Origin of the sequence: Wolbachia endosymbiont of Wuchereria bancrofti (assembly GCF_002204235.2) — a bacterium.
Taxonomy (GTDB): Bacteria; Pseudomonadota; Alphaproteobacteria; order Rickettsiales; family Anaplasmataceae; genus Wolbachia.
Window position 1 is genome coordinate 1 of record NZ_NJBR02000085.1, and the last position, 6,906, is coordinate 6,906.

The window sequence follows — 6,906 nt, forward strand, 5'->3', positions numbered from 1 at the left end:
GCAATTAACTACTTGCATATTATCTTCCGCGCAGAGTTGTAAAAACCTCTCTATACGCGCAGAGCTATGCTCAGGCCCCTGACCTTCATAGCCATGAGGCAACAATAAAACCAAACCACTTGATCGCAACCACTTTGTTTCTGCAGACGCAATAAACTGGTCGATCATAATTTGTGCACCATTCGCAAAATCACCAAATTGTCCTTCCCAAATCACCAGTGAATATGGAGAGTCAAGGCTATATCCATACTCAAAGCCCATCACAGCATACTCTGATAAAGCGCTATCTATGACTTCAAAGTGAGCTTGCTCTTTATTTATATTGTTCAATGGAATAAATGCTTCTTCTGTCACCTGATCAACAAGCCTTGAATGGCGGTGTGAGAAAGTACCTCGACCAGAGTCCTGTCCTGACAGACGCACACCTATTCCTTCTGTGAGCAATGATGCAAATGCAAGACTCTCAGCCGTTGCCCAGTCTATATTGTTGCCGGAATTTATATTCTCTATTCTTCCATCAAGTATTTTTCTGACTTTATTGTTGATATTAAAACTGCTTGGAATATTGCTATTTATGAGTACACCTAGCTTTTTCAGCTCACTTTGTGAGACACCAGAATCTGTATAATATTCGTTCAGATTATTCAACTTTGCTCTTCTTAATTTTGACCACGCTCCATCGAACCAGTCAGCTTTTTTTGGAGCGTAAGCTACTGATTCAGTAAGACTTTTATCCAATCTTGCCCTGAACTCACTGCGTAATTTATTTACTTCGTCACCACTTAATACTTTATCTGCAGTCAACTTCTCTTCATATAGCGTTCCTGGAGTTTTATGCTTTGATATTATTTTATACATGAGCGGCTGGGTAAAGTTAGGCTCATCTCCTTCATTATGGCCATATTTGCGGTAGCATATTATGTCAATCGCCACGTCTTTCTTAAATTTCTGCCTATATTCCATTGCCAGACCTGCAACAAAATTTACAGCTTCAGGACTATCTCCACTTACGTGAAACACTGGAGCTTCTATAGATTTAATTATGTCAGTGCAATAAAAAGATGACCGTGCACAGCATGGATTAGCAGTAAAACCAACTTGGTTATTAATTACAACGTGTACAATACCATCTACTTTATATCCTTCAATATTGCTCAAGGTCAGGGTTTCGCCAACCACCCCTTGACCGATAAAAGCTGCATCACCATGAATTGATATTCCAAGTACAGATCTTATTTTTTGTTTTGCTCTCATTCTTCCAACTAGAACTGGATTGATCGCTTCAAGGTGAGATGGATTAGGGCACAAACTTAAATGTATTATCTTACCGTCAGCAAGCATTCGATCAGAAGAATAACCAAGGTGATATTTAACATCACCAGACACTTCAAGATCACTTGGATATGCAAGATTACCTTGGAATTCAGATAACATTGCTGCATATTCTTTTTCCATAACTTTGGTCAGAACGTTAAGCCGTCCGCGGTGAGCCATACCAAGAACTATTTCCTCAATACCAAAAGTCGTGGAATCACTAATAATTCTCTCAATTGCAACAATAGCTGATTCCCCACCTTCAATAGAAAAACGCTTATGTCCAGGAAATTTCGTATGGAGAAATTGTTCGAACATCTCAGATTCGATTAAGTGTCTGAGTATTTCCTTTTTATCTTGCGAGCTCAGCTTGTAAGTTTGATTTTCGATCTTTTCCTGCAGCCATATTCTCTCTTCATAAGAGGAAATATGCATAAATTCAAAACCAATGTCTTTGCAGTAAATATCTCTATAGATTTCGGCATCATGCGCTGTAGAGAGATTTGAATATTTCTGATAATTTATTTCTTTACTTACATTTGATGACAATGGATTAAGATCTGCAAAAAAATGACCATAAGATCTAAAAAAATTTGCCGCCGAATCATCTGCCTTGGTCACGTGCTGCACACCGCAAGGTTCTGCTTTATTAACTTCTAAATTGCTTGAAAAAATTCTGTACCAATCCTCCCCGATTGACTTGTCGCCCTGCAGATAACGGTTATACATTTCTTCTACAAATTCCACGTTATCACCATAAAGGCAGGAGCTACTTCTCAAATCTAGCATAACCACTATAAAAGGTATCAAATACTTATAAGTATAACTTAAGTTTTTTAAAAAAGAACTTTTTTGATACCCGCGAATTAAGTCATTACATTATCAGTTCTTTAAGGATTATTTTCAGTATTTAGCTTAACATTATTTACTAATTTTTCAGTAATAACTTCAGCAAACTCAGGAGAAAGTTCTTTTATTTTTGCAAAAAATGCAGCCTGTATGGCATTTTTAACGAAGAAATACGCGGCAAATGCAAATACTGCCGCGCGAGTATATAGCACCAGGGAGGAGCTATACTAAACAAAGTAGCAGAAGCTCTACCATTAGGCAACAACGAGAAAGCCCAGCTTAACTAATAGTATAGCGTCTATCAACACTACCATATTCAGCCATCAACTTTTTAACTTTGTCATTGTGCTGTGCGACAAAACAAGTGCCTTAATACAATTTATTATCCCACTGTTAGCGAAATATGGAGTGTGTTCTATGAATCTCCTCACGTAGTAACCTTTTGCATGATGACCGGCTGTATTAGGATCATCACCATATTTTAAAGAATTTTGCAACTTCATAGAACTTATCATGTGCAGCTACATCTAATGGAGCAAGACTATATACTCGTGTATTAGGGTCAGCACCGTACTCTAAAAGTAGTTTTTATAATATTACCATATATGATAATTCCGATAATTCCTGGATAACATAATAAAGTATACTCACGAAATATTTTTATGTTAGGGTTAGCGCCATTCTCTAATGCAGGTTTGCAAGATCAATATTATATGAATTGATAGTAGCATCTGACGGCAAGTGACCCTGTACACACATTTCATTAATGTAATTACTAAATTTTTTATCTTTACTGCTCTTGAACTTAAAAAGAGCTTGTTAAGAAATCCTATATCTTGATTGAAGAGAGCCGTATGTAAGCAAAATTTTAGATAGAGCTAACTCTATCTAAGTCTTCGTCATGGAGTAGCATGGCCTCTTTTGCACCTGTTCCAGCAAGAAGCTTATATGCAGCTTGTAACTGTTAAAAATTTTCTTCGGCTTTTTAAAATTCTTCCTGTTCTTTGTCCGAGTTTTTGTCTCGATGATACTGAAGAGCTAGTATATCACGTGCTTTTCTGATGTCTTCTTCACTGGGGTTACATTTAAGCATAATATTTTTAAAGCTTCTTCTTCATTCATAATAACTACCTCTACTAATAGTGAACTATACTCTAGTGTAACTAAAAAGTCCCAGAAAGTCTAATCTTTTATGTTAACACTGCTATGACTATTTAAGTCTACTAGGAAGGCAAGTAGTTCCTAATAAAAATTGATTAATTTTTTAACCAAACTAAAAAAGAAAAAGAAATCCTGCGGCAGCTATTTATCCACTATCATTTTATCAGTTGGCATTTTTTTAATGTTTTTAAGCACTTAGTAGGCGCAATTTACAGCACTAGTTGTTAATGTAAACAACAATGTAAAAGATATGAGATGCATGTAATGCAAGAAATTAAACATGAGATGTCAGATATGTTAAGTTTTTTTGTCGTTTAATCTGTACAGAGAAGATAAATAATTAGCTTTAGTGCTATTGATAAAAGGGCTGGCAAGGTTTGTCAAGTAATTTCAGTTCCGTTTCTATGGCTTAAAAAAATTCGTCACGTGCTGGAATGACGAGAAGAACACTAAAAATTTTCATGTCTATGGCAACTTTTACCTACGCTCAAACAATTTTTCTATATCACTTAGTTTCATTTCTATATGAGTTGGTCTTCCGTGATTGCATTGCCCAGAATATGGTGTTTCTTCCATTTGCCTCAGCAACACATTCATCTCCTCCAATTTCATTGTCCTGCCTGCTCTAATTGACCCATGACAAGCAATAGTGGCCAATATTTTGTTCACTTTATCTTCTATTGGCAACATATCTTCTATTTCCATCAATCTATCGACTATATCAATTAGCATCTCTTTTACATCTATTGTTCCTAAAATTGCAGGGATTTCTTTTACTATAACCTTGTTCTCTGGGTTGATTTGAATATCAAAACCCATTTCGAAAAGCTTATCCTTATAGACTTCAACCATCTCCATTCCAGCTTGATTTTTGATTTCAACTACCTCAGAAAGAAGTAGTTTTTGTCTTTTTATACTTGATTTTTGTTTTAGGCATTCATACACTAACCTTTCATGGGCTGCATGCTGGTCAACTATAATCAATTTGCCTCTAGCCTCAGCAATAATATAAGTGTTATAGACCTGACAGCGTGCAAACCCTAGAGGATGGTTCTCTATCAAATCAATTTGCTCTCTCTCTAGAACCACAGTTTCCGCTTGTGACAAGGATTTCTGTATACCTGTATAATCAAACGATACTGATCGTTCTGACAAGCCTTTCTTTCCTACATTTGGTGAGTTGGATTCTTTCATTAGCCGATTTGCAAGAGGACTTGGTCTCCTTTCGTACAATTCTCTTTCACTTTTTGTTTCTCTGCTTTTTCCATTATTAATACGCTCATCATTTCCTTGACTTTCACTAACATCAAAAGGTAAACCACTCGTTTCCTTTCCAATATCTTTACACCTAGACCTATCAATATTACTCACTGCAGAGGTGCCTGTTCTTGTTGATAATGCCTTAATTAACCCTCTTCTCACTATTTCATATATCAGCCTCTTATTTTGAAATCTCACTTCCGATTTATTTGGGTGCACATTCACATCTATTTGATCGTATGGTATTTCTAAATGCAATGTTGCAAAAGGATACCTATTGCTTGAAATGAAGTCGTGATATGCGTAACGAACCGCACCAACAAGTAAATTATCTTTTATTGGCCTTCCATTTACAAATGTATAGATCATATCAGACTTACCTCGATTGACCGTCGGTTTACAGATGTGTCCTGTTAGTCTGACGCCGTCCCCTTCTTCATTAATTTCTAGAGAATTGTCTTGAAATTCTTCTTCTATTTCACATAGTCTACTAAATAACGAAGTCTGCTTAGTATATTTTAGAGGTTTCTTACTACCAGAAGTGAGAGTGAACCCAATACTATAATTGATCATAGCTAAGTTATTCACAATGTCAACAATGCTTTGAATTTCTGCCCTTTCGGTTTTTAGAAATTTTAGTCTATTGGGAGTGGCAAAAAACAAATCACGGACCTCAATATGTGTGCCTTGTGGTAAAGAGTAAGGAATAAGTTCACCTATTTTTTCTCCACCTTCATAACTTATAGACCACGCTTCACTTGCTCCTTTTGCCTTAGATGATAGCTTAATTCTACTCACTGCTGCAATTGAAGACAGAGCTTCTCCTCTGAAGCCAAGATGCTTGATTTCTATTAATTCACTATCACTCAATTTTGAAGTAGCATGGCGCATAAAGGCAAGCTCTAAATCGCTCTTTTCTATTCCATCTCCATCATCCGTGATAGTAATAAGGTTACACCCACCACTCTCTACTTTTATCTCTATTTCCGAGCTTCCAGCATCTATTGCATTCTCAACTAATTCCTTGACTACACTAGCTGGTCTTTCTATAGCCTCTCCTGCAGCTATACGATTTATGGTTTTTGTATCTAAAAGAATTATTGCCATAAATTTACTGTGATGCTGGTTTTTCCTTTACTACTTCGGTCTGTTTCTTTCTCCATTTTTTTAACCTATCAGCAATTTCGCTGTTAAAAATTGACAGTACAGATGCAGCAGCAATTGCTGCATTATAAGCCCCACTTTCTCCTATAGACATTGTTGCAACTGGCACACCCTTTGGCATCTGCACTATAGATAATAGACTATCCAGCCCATTTAACTGTTTACTATGCACAGGAACACCGATAACGGGTAAATAAGTGAGCGATGCAACCATACCAGGTAAATGAGCTGCTCCTCCCGCACCTGCTATAATAACTCTAAAGCCTTTTTCTTGTGCAGACTTAGCAAAATTGAAGAGCCTTTCTGGTGTTCTATGTGCAGATATTACAAATACGTCATGCAAAATTCCTAATTCTGTTAACATATCAACAGCATGAACCATAGTGCTATAGTCTGATTCACTCCCCATAATTACAGCAACATCTTTTTTTATTTCTGCCATATTCGACATAACTTTACTTACTAACTAAATAGTGTTTCAGCTAAAAAGCAACAAATATTTGAATCATACTGTGAATATAGTATATGACATAAAACCCTCTCCTTAAATAGAAATTTTAAATAAGCATTCGCATTAGAGCGCACAAATGCGCGAACATTGTAATTTGAAGGATCAGTAGCTCACAGAAATACAAAAAACTACTTTACAAACCTAGCTAGCCTCCTTATCACGATACTGGAGGTATTAAGTTACCTTCAATCTGTGCAGATTAAAATGACAAAGTATTATATAATTGGCATCTTATGTTTAACTTTTTGCACTATATGTACCTTATGTCTTCACAACATTTCTAGGTTTTTACCTATATAAGTTGAAACTCGCTTATACTTACAAAGTGTTTAGGACAGTATAATATGCTAATTTGCAGGATTAGAGAGTAAATACTATCTACCACGGTATATCTTTTGCCTTTTTTTCGCCTAGTAAATTTCTAAAACATTTATGACTAAAGGTTAGTTGCAATAAAAAACAACTGAGTCGCGATTATTAAGTATTTAAAACATAAAAAAACGCTAATGTTTTTAAATAGATATTAACTAGGGCTTCTTTTGTCTTTTTCTTACTTAGTGGATTTCTTAAATATTTGTAGCTGAAGATTTACCGACAACCGCTACTTGTTAGTGGCTGAGGAATACTGCGAATGAATTCTGTCATGA

4 protein-coding genes are annotated in these 6,906 nt (G+C 35.9%); all 4 read right to left on the reverse strand.

The features are described 5' to 3' along the window. On the reverse strand, positions 1–2,094 hold a 2,094-nt coding region (locus CCY16_RS04245; RefSeq protein ID WP_088415208.1), incomplete at its 3' end, for a 2-oxoglutarate dehydrogenase E1 component. Between the two features lie 110 nt (positions 2,095–2,204). Continuing rightward, a complete protein-coding gene (locus CCY16_RS05670; RefSeq protein ID WP_179946071.1) occupies positions 2,205–2,375 on the reverse strand; it encodes a hypothetical protein in 171 nt (56 codons plus the stop codon). A gap of 1,426 nt (positions 2,376–3,801) precedes the next feature. Beyond that, a complete protein-coding gene (gene mutL / locus CCY16_RS04255) occupies positions 3,802–5,691 on the reverse strand; it encodes a DNA mismatch repair endonuclease MutL (protein WP_088415204.1) in 1,890 nt (629 codons plus the stop codon). 4 nt (positions 5,692–5,695) lie between these two features. Beyond that, complete coding sequence (purE, locus tag CCY16_RS04260; RefSeq protein ID WP_088415206.1) at positions 5,696–6,199, reverse strand: 5-(carboxyamino)imidazole ribonucleotide mutase; 504 nt, start codon at positions 6,197–6,199, stop codon at positions 5,696–5,698. Positions 6,200–6,906: the final 707 nt, after the last annotated feature.